Below are 17,994 nucleotides of genomic sequence, written 5' to 3' on the forward strand. Positions count from 1 at the left end.
TCACCAGTGTGACGATCCCCCGGTGACCTCCCGCAGCCGCGGGCGCACGTCCAGCAGATAGACCAGTGAGCCGATCATCCCGGCCAGCCACAGCAGGCTCGGCGGCGGGAACACCATCGGATAGAGCCCGAGAACCAGCAGCACGCCGCTCAGCGCGGTGATGCCGGTCCAGGTGACCTTGGTCTGCTTGTCGGCGGCCGGGAACGCGTCGGCGCGGCGGATCACCGCGTCGACAAACGCGAACACCCCGACCACGGCGCCGATGGCGCCCATGGCCAGGGTGATCCAGTGGGTGATGGGAACGACGAACGTCACCCCACCAGCGTACGGTCAGTTCGCGTCGTCGGACTCCGGTGCCTGCGAATCGGCGGCGGGCTTGTTGGCCGCGGCGGGCCGCGAGGTCGCTTCCGCGTCGGTCTCCTCGGTCTTCACCGTCGGCTTGCGGCGGGCCGGACGCTGGGCGGCACTCTTGGCCGACGAAGCCCCGGGGGCAGCCGTCGCCGAGTCTCCCGACTCGTCGGCCGGCTCGTTTGCGGCGTCGGCCTGCCCGGCGGCCCTGTCGTCAGCGGCGTCGACCTTCTCGGCGTCGGCCTGCTCGGCGGCGTCGGCCTTCTCGGCGGGAGCGTCGACCACGGATCCCGGAACCGGGCCCCTGTTGCGCAGCCCTTCCCAGGTCTTGCCGCCGCGATCGGCGAGGGTGTCGAAAACCGTGCTGATCAGCTGGCCGTAGGCCTCGGCCGACTTCCTGACCTGATCGGGCTGCAACTGGGCCCCGACCTCGGAGACCTTGTCCGGCAGGTCGTCGGACAGCTTCTGCACCTTGCCGGGCAGCCCGGCGGCGAACTGCTCCAGCTCGTCGGCCAGGTCCTTCGCCTTGGCCGGCAGCTCGGCGATCAGCTCCTGCACCTTCTGCGGGAGCTCCCCGGCGAACTGCTGCAACTTGCCGGGCAGATCGGCGGCGGTGGCCCGCAGCTCGTCGACCACCTCGTCCCGCTGCGGCATGGTCGGCGCCTTCACCCCGGTCCGCTCGCTGATCCGGCCGACCAGATCGGTGAGCTGGCGGCCGGCCAGATCGGCCGCGCCGATCGCGGCCAGCACCGGCTTGGGCAGCTCCGGCATCCGGTCGGCGATCTTCTCGATCGCCGCCTGGGCGCGGGCGGTCAGGTCGTTGGTGTCGGTCATCTCAATCTCCTTCGGTGACGGGGTTGTCCGTCAGCTCTGTTGTTGCGGTTGCTGTGGTCGCGGTTGCTGTGGTTGTTGGGTTCGGGTGGGCGTCGCCGGCATCCGGCGGCGGTTGGTGATCGGCGACGAACGCGCGGTAGATGTCCGTCAGCGCGGCCTTCTGCCGGGCGGTGAGCGCCGGGTCGGCCTCGATCGCCGCCACCACCCCCTCGGTCGACCGCTCCGGCAGCAGGCCGGCCTTGGCGAGCAGCGACTCCGCCGAGATCGACAGGCCCTGGGCGATCTGGGCCAGGATCTCGGCGCTCGGCTTGCGCAGGCCGCGTTCCACCTGCGACAGGTACGGGTTGCTGATGCCGGCCTTGTCGGCCAACGCGCGCAGCGACAGCTGCGCCGAGGTCCGCTGGTCCCGGATGAATTCGCCGAGCTCACGGACCGGCCCGAGCATCGGAACCAGATCCATACCCCGATCCTAACGAGGCTTGCTTGCTCTTGCAAGCGGCCTGCTAGCACCGCGCTTGCGGCGCAGACGCGACGGAACGAAACCGCCGGGTCTGACGTCCGAGCAGCAGAAGCCCGACCGGCCGCCGCGCGGCGGGCCAGCGCACCGGAGAGAGGCAACGATGAACCAACAGCCACCGCCCTTCGGTCGTCACCCCGCGGCTGCGCCGCCCGGCTGGTATCCGGCGCCACCGGGCCGGCATCCCGGTGCCCGTCCGCACCAGGGCGGCTACCGTCAGCCCCTCCCGATGCCCCCCGGGTCGATGCCCGGCCGGCCGCCCGGTCCGGTGCCCGGCCCGAACTACTCCACCCCGCCCTGGGCCGGCGAGTGGCACCGGGAGCCGTCGCGCGGGCGCGGCGCCGCCATCGCGGCCTGCGTCGCCGCGCTGGTCGCCGTCATCATCGGCACCGTCGTGATCGTCACCCACAACCCCGGCACCGTGGCCAGCGGTGCCCAGCCGGTCGGCTCCCAGCAACCGCCGACCCCCTACCCGAGCTCCACCGGTTCGCCCACGAGCGCGTCACCCCGGAGCACCGACCGATCGACCCGGGCCGGCACCACTGACCGGCCCACCGAGCCGGTCACCACGGCCGTGCCGACCACCAGATCCGCCGCACCCAGCTCCCGGACCACCGCACCCAGCCCCCGGACCACCGCACCCAGCTCCCGGACCGGCGCCGCCGGCGGCACCTACGCCAAGGACCGGCAGGATGCCACCAGGGTCGCCGAGGCCTGGACGGCGGCCGTCAACGCCGGTGACGACGCGGCTGTCGTCGCCCTCTCCTGCCGGCAGGACAGAGCGGCGTTCGGCAATGGGACGTCACAGAATCCGGCCGTCCTGAGCGGTCACGTCACCGTGAAGCTGACCTCGGTGATCACCGCTCGTCCGCACGGCATCGCCATGTTCTCCGTGACGCCGGCCACCGACTCCTCGAGCTTCCGGAGCCTGATGGTGCGACAGGACGAGAGCTGGAAGATGTGCGCCACCGTCAGCAGGGTCGAAGACCTGTAGCGACCGGCGCGGTGCCGGATCAGTCGAGGAACAGCCCGAGCTCGGTGGCCAACCGCTCGCGGGCCGCGAGCCGGCGGCCGGCGCCCTTGGCGCTGGCACCGGACAGCGCGGTCAGAATGTCGATCACCATCGCCACCACGACCGGTGAGGCGTCCGGTGTCTCCGGATGCAACTGGTCGGCGAACTCCGGTGGTTGCTGCTGGCCACCGATCACCACCGAGGCTGCAGCCCAACGGTTGAGCGGGGCGTCGTCGGAGTCGGTCAGCACCACCAACTCTCCGCCCGCGTGCACGAACGGCACCGCGGCGTCGATGGTGTACCGGCGGTAGGGCCGGAACGACAGCGCGATCAACACGTCGTTGCTGTGCACGTCGGACAGGATGTCCAGCGGGCGGACGATGGTGCCGTCGATCAGGGTGACCTTGGCCAGCGCAGCGCTGAGTTTCGCTGCCAGCAGGGACGCATAGTTGAACGACGTGGCCGCGCCGATGACAAATCGGCGACGGGCAGCGGTGATCCTGGCCGCCGCCGCCTCCAGCCCGGGATCGGTTGCGGCCCAGTCGATCCCGGCGGCGAACTCGCTGCGGTGCACGTCGAGCAACCGGCTCTTGAGCAGGGTCGCGGATCGTGGCCGGATGCCGTCAGCGGCCATCGGCGGGCTCCCCCTGCAGGATCAGCTCCGGGTGTCTGCCGGACGTCGCGACCAGACACGCACGGACCCCTAGCGGAATGCTGTTGGCGGCCGCGCAATGCCCGAAGGCCAGCTCCCAGGCGACCGGGACACCCAGCGGCGTCAGGGTTTCGACGAACAGCTCGCGAATGCCGTCCAGGGTCTCGCAGTCCTGCCAGCTGCCGAGGGCGACGCCGGTGACGCCGTCGAACCAGCCGGCCCGCAACAGGCTCTGCAGGTACCCGTCGACCTTGTAGGTCTCCTCGTTGATGTCCTCCAGCAGGGCGATGGTGCCCGCGTTGTCCGGCGCCCGGCGGTTCCTGGCGCCGAGCGTCATGGCCAGCAACGACAGGTTGCCGCCGATCGTCACCCCACTGGCGGTGCCGGGAATCAACACCTCGGCGTTGGGTCCGGTCCAGCGCCGGCCGGCCGGTTCGCAGAACACCGCGGCCCGCAGTTGGTCGGTGGCCGCCGCGTCGTTCAGCAGGGCATCGGTGCCGATCATCGGGGTGAACCAGCCGGCGGCGCCGAGCTGTTCGCGCAGCCACTCGTGCACCGCGGTCACGTCGGAGCTGCCGTACACCGGCTTGCCGGCGGCGGCCCGCATCCGGGCAGCGTCCAGGCCGTCCAGCATCCGCACGCTGCCGTAGCCGCCGCGCAGACAGAAGATGCCGGCGATCTCCGGATCGCACCAGGCCCGTTCGAAGTCGTTGCTGCGCACCAGGTCCGGCGCCGCCAGGTAGTCGGCTCGGGGGTGTTTGGAGAGCACCGACGGGTAGCTGACCGGCTGCAGCCCCCAGTCCTTGAGCAGCTGGACCGCGCGATCGTGCTGTTCCGGGGTCGCCGGCCCGGCGGTGGCCACCATCGCGACCCGATCCCCCGCCCGCAACGGGCCGATCGCTGCCAGGTTCGTCATCGGCACCTCAGCCCAGGACCAGTTGCGCGATGGTGTAGATCGCCAGGCCGGCCAGTGACCCGACGACGGTGCCGTTGATCCGGATGAACTGTAGATCCCGGCCGATCTGCAGTTCGATCTTGCGGCTGGTCGCCTCACCGTCCCAGCGGGCGATCGTCTCGTCGATGATCCCGGTGATCGACCTGGCGTGATTCGCCGCCACGTAACCAGCGGCGTCGGCCACCCAGGTGTTGACCCTGCGGGCCGTCGGTCCGTCCTCGGTCAGGCTGCGCCCGAACGAGATGAGCGCCTGCACCGCCGAGCGCCGCAACGCCGAATCGGGATCGTCGATCGCCTCCAGCAGTGCCTGCTTGGCCGAGTGCCAGAACTCGCCGGCCAGCTGCCGGACCTGCCGGTTGTCCAGCACCCGTTCCTTGATCGCATCGACCCGCGCCATCGTCTTCTCGTCGTGCTGCAGGTCCTGGGCGAACTCGGACAGGAAGGTGTCGAGCGCCTTGCGCAGCTCGTGCTGCGGATCGTCGCGCACCGCCTTGGCGAACGTCTCCACCTCCAGGTAGAGCCGGTCCGCGACGATCGAGTCGAGGAACTTCGGCGACCAGCTGGGCGATCGCTGCGCCACCACCCTGGCCACCACCGTGTAGTTGTTCCGGATCCAGTCGTAGCAACGCTCCACGATGAAGTCGACCAGCGGGTGGTGCTCGCCGCGCTCGAAGACGTCGGCCGCGATCCGGCCGATCGGCGGGCCGATCCGGGTCTCGCTGATCCGCCGCCGGGCCAGCCCGGTGATCAGGTCGGTCACCTGGTCGTCGGTCAGCACCTTGGACAGCCCGCGGGCAGCAACCGCCGCCTCCGCCACCAGTCGTTCGGCGGCATCCGGCCGCAGCAGGTACTCGCCGGCGCGCTGCGCGACGCCGAAGCTGCTGACCTTCTCCCTGACCAGCTCCTCCGACAGGAAGTTGGTCGCCACGAACTCGCTGAGTGAACTGCCGATGGCGTCCTTGCGCTCCGGAATGATCGCGGTGTGCGGGATCTTCAGCCCCATCGGATGACGGAACAGCGCGGTGACGGCGAACCAGTCGGCGAGCCCGCCGACCATGCCGGCCTCGGCCGCCGCCCGCACGTAGCCCAGCCACGGATACCGGTCCTGCAGGATCCAGGCGACCACGAAGATGACCGCCATCACCGCCAGCAGCGCCGTCGCGAACAGCTTCATCTTGACCAGCGCCCGCCGCCGGACCCGGTCCATCGGCGTCAGGTCGGTGATCGATTCCCGCGCACCGCCCGGTGGGGCCGGGCGCTGCGGCGGCGGCGCCGACGGGGCCGTCGCGGTCGGGACCAGTTCACTCATGGCTGCATTCTGCCCGCCCGTCGGCCGCCACCCGCCCCGATCGCGGGTCCCAGGGTGCTTATGGGGTGAAAATCAGGGTGAACGGGGCCCGATAACCGCACCGGGACCCGCGGACTTCGGGGTCGCTGGTGGCCCGAGCACAATGTCGTCCATGACTGAGCCCCTGGTCCGGCGCCTTCGACCGTTCACCTCAACGATCTTCGCCGAGATGTCGGCGCTGGCCGTGTCCACCGGCGCGATCAACCTGGGCCAGGGATTCCCGGACACCGACGGTCCGGCCTCGATGCTGGCGGCCGCCCAGCAGGCGATCGCGGACGGCGCGAACCAGTACCCGCCCGGCCCGGGCATCCCGGAGCTGCGCCAGGCGATCGCCGAGGCCCGGCTGGCCGATTACGGGCAGCGCTTCAACCCGGATACCGAGGTGCTGGTGACGGTCGGCGCCACCGAGGCGATTGCGGCCGCCGTCCTGGCCCTGATCGAGCCGGGCGACGAGGTGATCGTGCTGGAGCCGTTCTACGACTCGTACCCGGCCGCGGTGGCGATGGCCCATGGGGTGCTGGTGCCGGTCCGGCTGCGACCGTGCGGCGACCCAGCCATCGGCCGGTTCGCCCTCGACCCGCAGGCGCTGGCCGACGCCGTCACCGATCGGACCAGGCTGATCCTGCTGAACAGCCCGCACAACCCGACCGGCACCGTGCTGACCCATGCGGAGCTGGCGGCGGTCGCCGCCGTGGCGATCGACCGGGACCTGATCGTGGTGACCGACGAGGTCTATGAGTACCTGACCTTCGCCGACGGTGACGCCGCCGGTCCGGGTACCGGTGACGGTGCCGCCGACGGCGCCCGGCCGGTGCCGCACCTGCCGATCGGCACCCTGCCGGGGATGGCCGAACGCACCCTCACCGTGTCCAGCGCCGGGAAGAGCTTCAACGTCACCGGCTGGAAGATCGGCTGGGTCTGCGGCCCGGCGCCGCTGGTGGCCGCCGTCCGGGCGGTCAAACAGTTCCTCACCTTCGTCGGCGGTGCCCCGTTCCAACCGGCGGTCGCCGGGGCGCTGCGCACCGAACGGGAATGGGTCGGCGGACTACGAAAGAGTCTGCAGGACAAGCGGGACAGGCTGTGTGACGGGCTGACGGCCGCCGGGTTCGAGGTGGTCCGCCCGCAGGGCACCTACTTCGTGGTGGCGGACATCCGCCCGATGCTGCGGCGCGCCGGTTCGGCGGCGGACACCGACGGGCTGACGTTCTGCCGAACGCTGCCGGATCGGTGCGGAGTCGTCGCGGTGCCGCAACAGGTCTTCTATGCCGACCCGGCCGCCGGCGCGCACTTCGTCAGGTTCGCCTTCTGCAAGCGCGACGAGGTGATCGACGAAGCGGTGCGGCGACTGGCAGGATCATCGGTATGACCGCCGCAGAGACCTCCCCCGCCGCCCCAACCTCCGCTGCCCCGACCGACCGGATCGCCGCACTGCTGAAGGCAGCGCCGGTGTTCGACGGCCACAACGATCTGCCCTGGGCACTGCGGGGTCGCGGATACGACCTGCAGGCCACCGACATCGCCGAGTCACAGCCCGAGCTGCACACGGACATTCCACGGCTGCGGGCCGGCGGCGTCGGTGCCCAGTTCTGGTCGGTGTTCGTCCCCGGCGACCTGCCGCAGGGCGAAGCGGTGACGGCCACGCTGGAGCAGATCGACTGCGTGCAGCGGATCATCGCTCGCTACCCGGACACCTTCGCCGCGGCCAGGACCGCTGCCGACGTCCGGGCCGCCTGGTCGACCGGCCGGATCGCCTCGCTGATGGGCGCCGAGGGCGGCCACTCGATCGACTCCTCGCTCGGGGTGCTGCGGGTGCTGCGCAAACTCGGCGTGGCCTACCTGACGCTGACCCACAACCAGAACGTGCCGTGGGCCGACAGTGCCACCGACGAACCGAATGTGGGCGGGCTCAACGACTTCGGCCGCGAAGTGGTGGCCGAGATGAACCGGATCGGGATGTTGGTCGACCTCAGTCACGTCGCGCCGAGCACCATGCGGGACGCGCTGGACGTCTCGACCGCGCCGGTGATCTTCTCCCATTCGTCGTGTCGCGCCCTGTGCGACCACGTCCGCGACGTACCGGACGACGTGCTGGAGCGGTTGCCGGACAACAACGGCGTCATCATGCTGACCTTCGTCCCGGGTTTCGTCAGCCAGGAATGCGCCGATCACCGGGTGGCCGAGCAGGCCGAGCGGCACCGGCTGAAGCTGGAGCGCTGGCTCGACGACGGCGGCGCCGTCGGGGATCCCGATGCGGTGACGGAGTTCAAGGCCTGGCAGATCGATCACCCGACCCCGCAGGCCACACTGCAGCAGGTCGCCGACCACCTGGACCACGCGCGGGAGGTGGCAGGTCCGGCCCACGTCGGGCTGGGTGGCGACTTCGACGGCGTTCCGGTTCTGCCGCAGGGGATACCGGACGTGTCGGGCTACCCGGCGTTGCTCACCGAGCTGGCCGAGCGCGGCTGGTCCAACGAGGATCTGGCCGGACTCACCAGCGGCAACATCCTGCGGGTACTGGAGGACGCCGAACGCATCGCCGACCCCGGCTTCGGCGCCTGACACCCTCGGGCAGGTAGCGGAAAGTTGCCAGGACGCTCCGCGAGACCCGCGCTACCTCGCCAGCTTTCCGCTACCTCGGGGTTACAGCACCGTTCGGACGGCGTACAGCTCCGGGAAGAAGGTGAGCTGCAGCGCCTTCCGCAGAAAGTCGACGCCGGTGGACCCGCCGGTGCCGGTCTTGTCGCCGATGATCCGCTCCACCACCCGCAGGTGCCGGAACCGCCAGAGCTGGAAGTTGTCCTCGATGTCGACCAGTTCCTCGCAGCTCTCGTACACACCCCAGTGGGCGGCCGGATCCGCATACACCGCCTCGAAGGCGGCGACCAGATCGGTGTCGATGACGTACGGCCGCCGCACGTCACGGTCCAACACCGACGCCGGGATCGGGTACCCACGCCGGGCCAGGTAGCGCAGGAACTCGTCGTACAGGCTCGGCTCCTCCAGCAGCTGGGTGAGCAACTGCTTGGCCTGCGGATCGTGTTCGAAGACGTCGATCATCTCCGGGTTCTTGTTGCCGAGGATGAACTCCACGGCCCGGTACTGCCACGACTGGAACCCCGAGCTGGTGGCCAGGAACGGCCGGATCTGGGCGTACTCGCTCGGGGTCAGGGTGGCCAGCACGGTCCACTGTTCGGTCAGCGTGTTCTGGATGTGCTTGACCCTGGCCAGCCGCTTCAGCGCCTGTGGCAGCTGGTCGGTGGCCAACAGTGACCGCGCCGATCGCAGTTCGTGCAGCAGTAGCTTGAGCCAGAGCTCGGAAGTCTGGTGCTGGATGATGAACAGCAGTTCGTCGTGCTGCGGCGGCTCCGACCGCGGGTGCTGCGCCGACAGGAGCTTGTGCAGGTCCAGGTAGTCGCCGTAGGACATGCTGGCCGAGAAGTCGCGTTGGACACCATCCTCCAGGTGCCTGATCCCGGCTTCGGTGGTCGCGGCATTGTCGTTGACACTCATCGGTTTCCGTCCTCGTCCTGGGTTGTCGTCTGGTGCGTTGGTGTCGTTGTCGTCAGGTCCCAGGAGGACCTGACCCGATGCTCTGCGTCGCCGGCACCCGTCCGGCGATGGTCGGATCGACCATCGGCTGCTGGTCGAACAGCGTGGCGGCGTCCGTCCCTGTTCCACCGTCGTCGGTGCGACGATGGTGAACCCGGCATCCGGCGACGGCACGCTGCCCATTGTGCCCAGCGGCATTGAGCTCGCTGAAGGGGCCACCCGATCTGGCCGCACACGGTAGCGTCACCTGCGAAGGCAGGGCCGGTGGCACCGGCACATCAGAGAGGACCTCCGACCATGACCCGACGGGTTCGCCGTACGCGGCTGGCGGTGGCAGTCGCCGCGTTGTCCCTGTTCGCCGCCGGTTGCACCAGCACGATCGCCGGCCAGGCGGTCAGGGTCGCGGAGGCCGATTCCGGGTCGCAGGATCCGACGGCGGACGGACCGAACGGACTCAAGAGTGACGCCCCGGCCCCGACGGTGAGTGCGGAGGGTACCGAGGACGGCAACAAGTACGACACCCTGGCCGAGTCGACGATCTCCGACCTGTACACCTTCTACGGTGAGGTCTTCCCGCAGGACTTCGGCAAGGAGTTCACCAAGGCGAAGGCGCTGATCTCCTACGACTCGAACGACAGCAGCGCCACCGCCTGTGGCGGGAAGCTGGCCGGTTCGGTCAACGCCTCCTACATCGGCGGCTGCGACACCATCGTCTGGGACCGCGGCGTGCTGCTGCCCAAGATGGAGCAGGACGTCGGTGAGATCAGCGCGCCGACCGTGCTGGCCCACGAGATGGGGCACCTGGTGCAGGCCCGGCTCGGCGTGCCGCGTAGTTCGACGGTGTTGCTGGAACAACAGGCCGACTGCTACGCCGGCGCCTATTGGCGATGGGTCGCTGACGGACACTCGACGTACTTCGATTTCTCCGATGCAGCCGGGATGCGTCAGGTGATGGCCGCGATGATGTGGGTCGGCGACCCGGTCGGCTTGAGCAGTGACAACGCCGGCGGCCACGGATCGGCCTTCGACCGCACGTTCGCCGCCTCGTTGGGATTCGCGAACGGCGCCAAGCGCTGCAACGAGATCACCCAGGCGGAGGTGAACAAGCGGATCCAGCAGACCGGGTTCACCCAGATTCCCAAGGACTTCAGCAACATCGAGGTGACGGACAAGCTGATCAACCAGGTGGCCACCACCCTCGACGAGTACTTCGGCCACACCGTGCCCGGATACCAAAAACCCAAGCTGGCCAAGTACTCCGGCGACACCCCGCCGGCCTGTGAGGGCACCAGCCCGCAAGGCCCGGTCAGCTACTGCCCGGCAACCGGAACCGTCAACTACAACCTCGAGCAGCTGCAGAAGATCGGTACCCCGCCGGCCGACTGGACGACCAATCGCGGCGACTTCTCGGCGATGATGCTGCTCGCCAGCCGCTACGCGTTGGCCGCGCAGGCCACCGGCGGCGGCACGCTGACCGGCAACCAGGCCGGGCTGAAGGCGTTGTGCTACGCCGGCACCTGGGCCAAGTGGCTGAAGGATCCGCAGGGTCCGGACAAGTTGAAGCTGTCGCCGAACGACCTGAACAAGGCGGTCTACGAGGTGGTCACCTCACCGCTGCCGGCCGGTGACGTGAATTCGAAGAACAGCACCAGGGTGCTGGATCAGGTGCAGGCCCTGCACATCGGCATCGTCTACGACATCCGCAGCTGTTTCGACTTCTACGGGCAGCAGTAGAGAAACCGCTGCGCTCAGGGGCCGGGCACCGCCCAGCTCATCAGCGGAGTTCCGTCCCGGCCCAGCAGTCGCACCGTTCCGGCCTTCCCGGCGGCGTCGAACATCACCCTGGTCCCGACCGTGCCGCTGTCCGCGGACAGCGTGATCTGACCGACGTGCTCCCGACCGATGGTGCCGCCGTTGCCCGAGCTGGGCTGGTGCCCGGCCGCGACGAACGACCACTGGTCCGGGGCGAGATAGGTCTCCTCGTCCAGCGCCTTCGCAACGGGGCTGACGCTCACCGTGATCACCAGCAGGTATCCGTTGTCCAGGGCCTCACCGACCGCGGGGTCGGAGGTCGGGTACCACTGGGTCGCAGTGACGGCAGCGCGCAGCGGCACCTGCCCGACCGGGCTGCTGATCTTCTCGCCCATGGCCGCGGTCTTCGGCGCCGCCGACTTCCGCGCGGTTCCCAGTTTCCACTGCGCGAGCACGGTGTCGGTGTCCGTCAGCGCCAGCACACCGCTGCGGTACGGCACGTCGAACACCACGTTCCCGGTGACCTTCTTCCCCAGCCCGGGATCGACGCTGCTGAACTCGTCGACGTAGCCGCCGCCGATCAGTTCCGCATCGATCAGCTCGGCGCCGGTCGATCCCGCGCCGGTCGATCCCGTAGCGGCCGGCTTCGCCGCGCCGCCCAGCTTCCAGTCGCTGTAGCTGAACGTGTCCAGACCCTGCGGGCCGGACAGCCGGACGACGGTCACCGGAACCACCAGGAAGCCGCCGTTGGACGCCCGATGCGGGCTCGCCCACTGGGCACCCGGCTGCCAGCTCGGGGCGCCGACGGTGATCCGGAAGTTGCTGTCGCCGTGCCTGACATCGACCGCCGCGCCGAGCTTGGACACCGGCGGCGGGGCGCTGGTCGGCGTCGCCGGCGTGCTGCTCGCCGTGCTGGTGGCCGGCGGCGCGGTGGTCAGGGTGATCCAATGTTGCCCGTCGCCGGTGGCCGTCGCCCCGGCTCCGCTGGATCCGTCCGCTCCGCCGGCACCGCCAGGCGTCGTCCCCGCGTTGCTGTCGCGGGCCCGCTCGATCCCGGTCACTCCGAGAAAGGCCAGCCCGGCAACGACCAGCACGGCGAGCACGGTGACGATGCCGCGTACTGGTCCAGGCATCCGCCGGCTCGCGACGACCCTGGGTTTGGTGGAAGGCATCGAACTGATCCTCCCATGGTCGTGATTCAGCCGGGTCGCGGTCGGCGGGATTTCGTCCGCGGCGGCCCCAGACCGACATTCCGCCTCGAGCCGAACCGGTACGGCGCGGACCCGAGCGGCGCCATCGGCCGGCCGTCGTCCGTCGGGGTCGGGCCCACCTGGCAGGTCGGACAGTAGAAGGCCGGGCGTTCGGTCGGCGCGGCGCGGACGCCGGCCACCCGGACGACGGTGCCGCAGCGCCGGCACGGCCGGCCGGACCTGGCGTGCACATAGGTCCCTTCGTTGCGCCGCGGGTCGCCGGTGGTGTTCGGCGCCGGTTGCCCGGCTCCCCGCAGCAGAAGCCTGCGCGCGATGTCCAACAGGGCGCCGGCGTCCACCTCGCCGGCCGGCGTCCACGGCGAGATCTTGGCCATGAACAGCGATTCGGCCAGGTAGATGGTGCCGATCCCGGCCACGGTCGTTTGGTCAAGCAAAGCCTCGCCGACCGGCCGGGTCGGTGCCGCCGCCCATCGCTGCAGGGCCGCGTCACGGCCGACCGCGTCCCAGTCGTCGGCCATCACATCCGGGCCGAGATGGCCGATCAGGGTGTGCTCGTCGGCGGTCGGCACCAGGTCGAGCATGCCGAGCAGGGTGCCGACCGCGGTCCATTCCGCATTGGCCAGCACCGCTCGGACCTGGTGGTCGCGGGCGCTCGGGATCCCGCGGTCCGGGGTCGAGTGGATCCGCCAGCTGCCGTCCATCCGCAGGTGGGTGTGCAGGGTCGCCGGTCCCGTCGGCCCCCGCGATCGCATCGGGCCGCCGGCCGCGGAGGCCGTGGTGGCCGTCGGCCCCATCCGCAGCAGCAGGTGTTTGCCGTAGGCCCGCACCTCGATCACCTCGCGGCCGGTCAGGTCCACCTCGCCGAGCTCGGCCCAGCGCAGTTGCGCGACGGTCAGGATCCGACCGGCCAGCGCTCGGTGGAGTCCTTGTGCGGTACGCAGAACGGTGTCGCCCTCGGGCATCAGCGCACCCCCGCCCGCAGTCGCAGGCCCCGTGGGGTGACGGCGAACCCGTTGTCCTGCAGTACCTGCGGCAGCGGTCCGGTCAGGTCGGGACCGACCGCGTCGACGCCGTCGATCCGGCGCACCGTCATCCCGCCGAGCCGGCCGCCGCGGACCAGGCCGGCCAGCGCGCCGGCGGCAGCAGTGAGCCGGGCGGCATCGCCGGTGAAGCTGAGCAGCGACCGTCCGCCGCGTTCGGCGTACAGCACCGGGGCGCCGCCGAGCAGCACGACGACCGCTCCGGCCCGCCTGGCCGGCCGGTGCTTCTCGGCGAGCTCACCCCGGTCCGGCCAGGGCAGCGCGGCGCCGTAGGGATTCGCCGGGTCGGCCGCCGCCAACACCACCGGCTGGTCAGCGGGCCCGGCCGCGCCGCCCGCCAGCGGGTCGGTCGAGGTCCGCAGCCGGTCGACCGCACCGGAGGTGCCGAACTGCGCGGCGCCGAGTCCCTCGACGAAGTACCCGCGACGTACCCGGCCGGTCTCCTCGAATGCGGACAGCACCCGATACACGCCGCCGAACCCGCCCGGCACGTCCTCGGCCAGCACCGCCCCGCGGGTGACGATGCCGTGCCGGTCGAGCAAGGTCTCGGCCGCGGCGTGCGCCCTGATCGTCGGATCCACCTCGGCAGCGGGCAACAGCGACCAGGCGCCGCCGACCATCGGCGGCACCCGGGTGCTGCGGCCGGCCGCCATCGCCGCCAGCCCGCCGCCCCGGCCCATCCGCAGCCGGGGCGGCCGGCTGGGCTGGCGGTGGGTGGTCCGGCCGCCGGACATCCTGGCCCGCAACGGCGCCAGCGTGCCGGCCGTCAGCCAGCCGGCGAACACCAACTCCCACAACGCTTCCGTCAGGTCTGCGTCGGATACCGGCTCGTCGAGCTGCCCGGCCGCCGCATCCGCCAGCGGCCGGAAGAAGTAGGCACCGCCACCGCCCAGCACCTGCACCAGTGCCCGGTACGCGACTCCCGCCGGCACCTCCCCGGGGATCGGCAGGGTGAGCGCGGCACTGTCGGCCGGGTGCAGGCTGATCCAGCCGTCGTCGGCCGCCGGCGCACCGTGGCCGGCCCACAACACCTCGCCGGTGGCCAGCAACTCGTCCAGCATCGCCGGCGCGTAGTCGGGCACCCTGGCGGGCAACACCAACGTCTCGACGGCGGACGCCGGCAACCGCACCCCGGCGAGTTGTTCGACCGCCCGCAGCACACCGTCCACCCCGCGCAAGCGGCCGGACCCGCTCGCCCCGATGCCGTTCCAGGCCGGCAGGAACGTCGAGAGCTGGCGCGGATCAACGGGTTCCACGTCGGCGCGCAGCGCAGCCAGCGACCGCCGGCGGAGCAGTCGGAGCACCTCGGCATCGACGTACTCCCGGCCGGGGTTCCCCGCGGTGGCGGCGGCATCCAGCGGGTCGACGGGTTCGGCACCGGGCGGGCGCAGCTCGCCCTCGGCGATCCGGCCGGTGGAGGCCAGCCGGCGCAGCGCGTCGGACACCACAGCGACGCCGAGCCCGTATCTGACGGCCGGCGCGGCCGGTACGAATGGCCCGCGGGTACGGGCGTAACGGCCGATCAGCGACCCAATCGGATCGTCGACCGGCGTCAGGTAGGCCTCGGCAACGCCGACCGGCAACGCCACCCCCAGCCCGTCCCGGAGCAGCGCGGCGTCGTTCGGATCGGCATAGCAGTCGCGGCCACCGACCCGGACCGACAGCGCTCGCCGGGCCGCGACCAGCTCGGTCAGCGCGACCAGCGCCGTACCAGGTTCGACCAGCACGCTCCTGACGGCCACCTCGTCGGCCGTCAGCGGGCCGAGGATCCTGAGCAGATCGGCGATCTCGTCGATGTTGCGGGCCCGGCGTTGCTCCGCGAGCCGCTGCAGTTCCGACTCGGTGGTGACCACCGATGCCGGATCGAGCAGGTCGCGCAGCACCGGCACGTCGGGCCCGCCGAGCAATTCGGCGAGCAACCCGGGGTCGAGGGTGAGCGCTGCCGCCCGGCGCTCGGCCAGCGGCGAGTCGCCGTCGTAGATGTATTGCGCGACGTAGCCGAACAGTAGGGACGAGGCGAACGGGCTGGGAGCGGCGGTCTGCACCTCGACCAGCCGGACGGTGCGGGCGGCGAGTCGCCGCTGCACCTCTACCAGGGCCGGAACGTCGAACACGTCCTGCAGGCATTCCCGGACCGCCTCGGCGACGATCGGGAACGACGGGTACTTCGCTGCCACCTCGAGCAGCTGGGCGGCTCGCAGCCGCTGCTGCCACAGCGGCTGCCTCGACCCGATCTGCCTGCGCGGCAACAGCAGCGCCCGGGCGGCGCACTCGCGGAAGCGGGCGGCGAAGACCGCCGATCCGCCGATCTGCTCGGTCACCTCCGCGGTGACGGTGTCCGGGTCCAGCACCAGCAGCTCGGCCAGATCGGGCAGCCCACCGTCGTACTCCAGGTCCGGCAGCCGCAGCACGATGCCGTCGTCGGCGTGCATGGCCGAGACGTCGACCCCGAACCGCTCCCGCATCCGGGCGGCGATCACCAGCGCCCACGGCGCGTGCACGGCCGCCCCGTAGGGCGAGTGCAATACCAGCCGCCAGTCGCCGAGCTCGTCGCGGAACCGTTCCAGCACCAGGGTTTTCTCGTCCGGCACCAGGCCGGTGGCGGCCTTCTGCTCGGCCAGGTAGCCGACCACGTTCGCCCTGGCGTTGGCGTCAAGGCCGATCGCGGCGAGTCGTTCGTCAGCCGCGGCCGACTGCGCCGCACCCGCTGCGCTGTCGGCGATCTCCCGGACGAAGGCCCCGTGCGCACGCCCGAGCTCGGCCGGCCGGCCGAGGGTGTCGCCCTTCCAGAACGGCAGCCGGCCGGGCAACCCGGTCGCCGGCACCACCTGCACCTGGTCGTGGGTGATGTCGACGATCCGCCAGCTGCTGGACCCGAGCGCGAACACATCGCCGACCCGCGACTCGTAGACCATCTCCTCGTCGAGTTCGCCGACCCGCCGACCGGGGCCGTCCCCCGACGCTAGGAACACCCCGAACAGCCCGCGGTCCGGGATGGTGCCACCGGAGGTGTTGGCCAGCATCTGCGCACCCGGTCGGCCGACCAGCCGCCCGGTCGTCCGGTCCCAGTTGAGCCGCGGCCGCAACTCGGCAAACTCCTCGCTGGGATACCGGCCGGAGAGCATGTCCAACACGGCGTCCAACGGTCCGCGGCCGAGAGCCGCGAACGGGGCGCTGCGCCGCAGCAGCGCATGCAGCTCGTCGACGGTGATCGGCTCCATCGCCACGATCGCCACGATCTGCTGGGCCAGCACGTCCAGCGGCAGCGAGGTCGCCGACAGCTGTTCGATCTCGCCGGACCGCATCCGCTCGGCGACCACCGCCGTTGACAGCAGATCGCCGCGGAACTTCGGGAACATCACCCCGTGACTGGGTGCCCCCACCTGATGGCCGGCCCGGCCGATCCGCTGCAGGCCGCCGGCGACGCTGGGCGGCGCCTCCACCTGGATCACCAGATCGACCGCGCCCATGTCGATGCCGAGCTCAAGGCTCGAGGTGGCCACCACGGCCGGCAGCACCCCGGTCTTCAGCTCGTTCTCGATGATCGATCGCTGCTCGGCCGAGACACTACCGTGGTGCGCCTTCGCCAGAACCGTTGCGGCGCCGAAGGATCGGCCGGACTGGGCCATCAGCTGGGCCGGCGGCGGACTGTCGTGGTCGATCTCGACACCGGTGCGCTCGGCGTGGATCTCGTTGATCCTGGCCGTCAACCGCTCGGCAAGTCGACGGGAATTGGCGAACACGATGGTCGAGTGATGGGCGGTGATCAGATCGGCCACCCGTTCCTCGACATGCGGCCAGATGGACGTCCGGCGGACGTCGCCGGAGGCGGGACCGGTGAGATCTTCGGCCGGGCCGCCGAGCGCGGACATGTCCTCCACCGGGACCACCACGTCGACGTCGATCACCTTGCTCGTGGGTGGGTCGACGACGGTGACCGGCCGGCCGCCGGTCAGGAACCTGGCCGCCTCCTGCACCGGGCGGACGGTGGCCGACAACCCGATCCGCTGGGCCGGCCGGTCCAGCAGGGCATCCAGCCGGTCGAGTGAAACGGCCAGGTGCGCACCGCGTTTGGAGCCGGCGATCGAATGCACCTCGTCGATGATCACGGTGTCGACGCCGACCAGCATCTCCCTGGCCCGGCTGGTCAGCAGCAGGAACAGCGATTCCGGGGTGGTGATCAGGATGTCCGCCCCATAGCGACTGAAGGCCCGGCGATCCGCCGCCGGGGTGTCGCCGGACCTGACGGCGACGGTGACCTCCGGCGGCGCCAGCCCACGCGCCCTGGCCAGGCCGGCGACGCCGGCGATCGGCGACCGCAGGTTGCGTTCGACGTCGACCGCGAGCGCCTTGATCGGCGAGAGGTACAGCACCCGGCAGCGCCGGTGCGGGTCGACCCGGGGCCCTGCGCTGCCGATTTCGGCTGTGACGATTTCGTTGATGGCCGACAGGAAGGCGGCAAGGGTCTTGCCGGAGCCGGTGGGTGCCACCACCAAGGTGTGGTCGCCGCTGCCGATCGCGCGCCAGGCCCCGACCTGCGCCGGCGTCGGCTGCGCGAACGCCGCGGCGAACCAGTCCCTGACCAACGGCGAGAAGCGGGCCAGTGGATCGCCGGGGGCGCCCGGGCCGCCCGCCGCACCGGTGGACTCCGGCGGGTCGGTGGATTCCGGCGGGCCGGCTGGACCTCTACTCACCCACCCATTGTGTCCTGCGGCACTGACACTGCGGGGCGGGCCGAATTGGGATCGACGCGACCGCGCTGCAGTTGACAGGATC

The 17,994-nt window shown here is 71.0% G+C and carries 14 protein-coding genes; 4 read left to right on the forward strand and 10 right to left on the reverse strand.

What is annotated here, in order from left to right; translation table 11 throughout:
- Genes K340_RS0107735 through K340_RS28255 form a run of 3 tightly spaced genes read right to left on the reverse strand, consistent with a single transcriptional unit; the run spans window position 1 to window position 1,642 of the window.
- Complete coding sequence (locus tag K340_RS0107735; RefSeq protein WP_211229314.1) at window positions 1-315, reverse strand: DUF2516 family protein; 315 nt, start codon at window positions 313-315, stop codon at window positions 1-3.
- Between the two features lie 15 nt (window positions 316-330).
- The gene (locus K340_RS0107740) at window positions 331-1,182 is read right to left on the reverse strand and encodes a hypothetical protein (protein ID WP_029136303.1); all 852 of its coding nucleotides are present in this window, start codon (window positions 1,180-1,182) and stop codon (window positions 331-333) included.
- Window position 1,183: 1 nt separating this feature from the next.
- Complete coding sequence (locus K340_RS28255; protein ID WP_051265385.1) at window positions 1,184-1,642, reverse strand: helix-turn-helix domain-containing protein; 459 nt, start codon at window positions 1,640-1,642, stop codon at window positions 1,184-1,186.
- Between the two features lie 286 nt (window positions 1,643-1,928).
- On the opposite strand from K340_RS28255, the gene K340_RS0107750 reads away from it, so the two are divergent.
- Window positions 1,929-2,693 (forward strand): hypothetical protein, encoded by a 765-nt coding sequence (locus K340_RS0107750; RefSeq protein ID WP_154674130.1) that lies wholly within the window; start codon window positions 1,929-1,931, stop codon window positions 2,691-2,693.
- Window positions 2,694-2,712: 19 nt separating this feature from the next.
- Here the strand turns inward: K340_RS0107750 and K340_RS28260 are convergent, their stop codons facing one another.
- The 3 genes from K340_RS28260 to K340_RS0107765 are packed head-to-tail and all read right to left on the reverse strand — an operon-like array spanning window position 2,713 to window position 5,627.
- The gene (locus tag K340_RS28260) at window positions 2,713-3,345 is read right to left on the reverse strand and encodes an SIS domain-containing protein (protein ID WP_037363147.1); all 633 of its coding nucleotides are present in this window, start codon (window positions 3,343-3,345) and stop codon (window positions 2,713-2,715) included.
- The gene (locus K340_RS0107760) at window positions 3,335-4,279 is read right to left on the reverse strand and encodes a S66 peptidase family protein (RefSeq protein WP_029136305.1); all 945 of its coding nucleotides are present in this window, start codon (window positions 4,277-4,279) and stop codon (window positions 3,335-3,337) included. Before K340_RS0107760 ends, K340_RS28260 begins: the two co-directional genes overlap by 11 nt.
- Before the next feature lie 7 nt (window positions 4,280-4,286).
- Window positions 4,287-5,627, reverse strand: coding sequence for a DUF445 domain-containing protein (locus K340_RS0107765; protein WP_029136306.1), 1,341 nt, complete (start codon window positions 5,625-5,627; stop codon window positions 4,287-4,289).
- Window positions 5,628-5,778: 151 nt separating this feature from the next.
- On the opposite strand from K340_RS0107765, the gene K340_RS0107770 reads away from it, so the two are divergent.
- Window positions 5,779-7,032, forward strand: coding sequence for a pyridoxal phosphate-dependent aminotransferase (locus K340_RS0107770; RefSeq protein ID WP_037363150.1), 1,254 nt, complete (start codon window positions 5,779-5,781; stop codon window positions 7,030-7,032).
- Window positions 7,029-8,225 carry a dipeptidase gene (locus K340_RS28265; RefSeq protein ID WP_051265388.1) on the forward strand — a complete coding sequence of 399 codons (1,197 nt, stop codon included), beginning with the start codon at window positions 7,029-7,031 and terminating at the stop codon, window positions 8,223-8,225. Before K340_RS0107770 ends, K340_RS28265 begins: the two co-directional genes overlap by 4 nt.
- 81 nt (window positions 8,226-8,306) lie before the next feature.
- Here the strand turns inward: K340_RS28265 and kynA are convergent, their stop codons facing one another.
- Window positions 8,307-9,176, reverse strand: coding sequence for a tryptophan 2,3-dioxygenase (gene kynA, locus K340_RS0107780; RefSeq protein ID WP_051265390.1), 870 nt, complete (start codon window positions 9,174-9,176; stop codon window positions 8,307-8,309).
- 336 nt (window positions 9,177-9,512) lie between these two features.
- On the opposite strand from kynA, the gene K340_RS0107790 reads away from it, so the two are divergent.
- Window positions 9,513-10,949 carry a neutral zinc metallopeptidase gene (locus K340_RS0107790; protein WP_154674131.1) on the forward strand — a complete coding sequence of 479 codons (1,437 nt, stop codon included), beginning with the start codon at window positions 9,513-9,515 and terminating at the stop codon, window positions 10,947-10,949.
- Window positions 10,950-10,963: 14 nt separating this feature from the next.
- On the opposite strand, the gene K340_RS0107795 is transcribed toward K340_RS0107790, so the two are convergent.
- The 3 genes from K340_RS0107795 to K340_RS28275 are packed head-to-tail and all read right to left on the reverse strand — an operon-like array spanning window position 10,964 to window position 17,822.
- Window positions 10,964-12,139 (reverse strand): hypothetical protein, encoded by a 1,176-nt coding sequence (locus K340_RS0107795; protein WP_154674132.1) that lies wholly within the window; start codon window positions 12,137-12,139, stop codon window positions 10,964-10,966.
- A 26-nt stretch (window positions 12,140-12,165) separates the two neighbouring features.
- Window positions 12,166-13,140, reverse strand: coding sequence for a DNA-formamidopyrimidine glycosylase family protein (locus K340_RS28270; protein WP_051265392.1), 975 nt, complete (start codon window positions 13,138-13,140; stop codon window positions 12,166-12,168).
- On the reverse strand, window positions 13,140-17,822 hold the full coding sequence (locus K340_RS28275) for an ATP-dependent helicase (protein ID WP_037363486.1): 4,683 nt from the start codon (window positions 17,820-17,822) through the stop codon (window positions 13,140-13,142). Before K340_RS28275 ends, K340_RS28270 begins: the two co-directional genes overlap by 1 nt.
- Between the last annotated feature and the right edge of the window lie 172 nt (window positions 17,823-17,994).

It is taken from the genome of Nakamurella lactea DSM 19367 (assembly GCF_000426645.1).
GTDB lineage: Bacteria > Actinomycetota > Actinomycetes > Mycobacteriales > Nakamurellaceae > Nakamurella > Nakamurella lactea.